The 1,623-nt window shown below is 42.2% G+C and carries 3 protein-coding genes; all 3 read right to left on the reverse strand.

From position 1 onward, the window contains the following. Positions 1–395, reverse strand: a 395-nt coding sequence (locus tag Q0212_RS09910; protein ID WP_297924967.1) for a DUF932 domain-containing protein, incomplete at its 3' end; no start/stop codon positions are given. Positions 396–571: 176 nt separating this feature from the next. Continuing rightward, a complete protein-coding gene (locus Q0212_RS09915) occupies positions 572–901 on the reverse strand; it encodes a hypothetical protein (RefSeq protein WP_297924969.1) in 330 nt (109 codons plus the stop codon). Between the two features lie 32 nt (positions 902–933). Beyond that, complete coding sequence (locus Q0212_RS09920; RefSeq protein ID WP_297924972.1) at positions 934–1,266, reverse strand: hypothetical protein; 333 nt, start codon at positions 1,264–1,266, stop codon at positions 934–936. Positions 1,267–1,623: the final 357 nt, after the last annotated feature.

The following is a 1,623-nucleotide window of genomic DNA, read 5'->3' on the forward strand; positions in this document are numbered from 1 at the left end:
CGTAAGCTCATGGATTGACCTGTTTTCGCCAATGCCCAAATCTTACGACCGCCTTTTAACACCCCAGCCGTTTCTAACTCAAAGCCAGAGACTTCGGTTAAATCGCGATAAAACTCTAAAATCTCACGCGGTTGAACCACCTGATAACGCTGACTGACGACTGACAGGGGAGCATTCGTATCTGAACGATACAGCACCTTGTTGTCTGCAAAGGTACGGATAGATGACGTATGTTCATCACCAGTCATAAAACGTACAGGTGCTTCTAAAATAGACCAATCCATGCCTGCTTGTTTAGCCCACACTTCTAAAGGCTGTTGTTCTTCTAAATGATTACCTAAACCGTGCCATGGGGTTGCACCGACATAAGCCATCGATTCGACTAAATGTGACATGATAAATTCTCCGAAAATAAAGGATTCACTTGCTCAAGCTCAAAATGCGAGTAACGAAAGGCAATAACCAATTATTTCGCCACAGTGATGAGCAAAGGGATAAATGAAAGGAATGATGAAAAACGAATGAAATAAAACGAAATGAACTGAGAGGGTAGTGGTGAGGATGAATGTAGTTAACGAGGCTCACTAAAGGTATAACCACAGCGTAAACACTTGTAGTTATCTAAGATATTATCGTCAACAAATTCACCGAGTTTAGAACCTGCCGTACCGCCAGCGACTCCTCCAAGAAAACCACCTAATAACGCCCCTGCAAAACCACCGACCACCGAACCAACAGGTCCAGCCACTGCACCGATTGATGCACCGATTCTTGCACCAGTAAAAGAGCTTGAAGCTCCACTAGCGGCTCCTGCGACAGTACCGACAGCACTGCCAGTCTTTTTAGCCTGATTTAAGGTATCGACTTGATAAGATAAACAATAAGGACAACGTATAGTCATGATAAATATCTCCAATAATAAATTGACTACGATTATTTACGCTTCTTGCTAAACACATAGCCACAGTTAAGGCATTCGTAGTTATCAAGAATTTTCTTATCAACAAACTCTCCTGCCTTAGAACCGACAGTACCGCCTGCGACTGCGCCGAATAAGCCACCGATAACGGCTCCAGCCACACCACCAACAGCAGAACCCAAAGGGCCTGCCGCCATTCCGAGTGTAGAACCTATCTGTGCGCCGCCTGATGCTGTTGCTGCACCAGTGCTTGCACCTGCGGCTGCACCCAACATGCCACCAGCTTTTTTGCCATAATGACGTTTAGTAATTTGTCTTGATTGACAATTTGGACAATGTTTAGCCATGATGAGTAATCCTAAGAAACAATAATTCATAAAAAGATAAGATGAAGGTAAGACTTCATTAAGATGATATATATTTGAAAAATTTTGGAATGAGGTCATGGTTAAAAATTGCAATGTTATATCATTACAATTTTTGAGCATTGTTATTTGGCTAAAAAACTCAGTAGAAGAGAGTGATGAAATGACCGTAAAAAGAAAAAAGGTGTAGTTGTAAATAGAGGAGTGTCAGGATCTAATAGCTATTTAATTTCCGTACAGATTCCGTATGAGAAAATTTTATCGATTTTATTTGTTGTAACTTATTGATTTAAATGGCGCGCCCGGCGGGATTCGAACCCACGACCCCTGCCTTCGGAG

Origin of the sequence: uncultured Agitococcus sp., from assembly GCF_937920075.1 — a bacterium.
In the GTDB taxonomy this organism is placed as follows: Bacteria; Pseudomonadota; Gammaproteobacteria; order Pseudomonadales; family Moraxellaceae; genus Agitococcus.

What these genes read in the sequence shown, in the direction of transcription:
- Q0212_RS09915 (WP_297924969.1), bottom strand. Translation starts at nt 901, where the DNA reads ATGACTATACGTTGTCCTTATTGTTTATCTTATCAAGTCGATACCTTA.
- Q0212_RS09920 (WP_297924972.1), bottom strand. Translation starts at nt 1,266, where the DNA reads ATGGCTAAACATTGTCCAAATTGTCAATCAAGACAAATTACTAAACGT.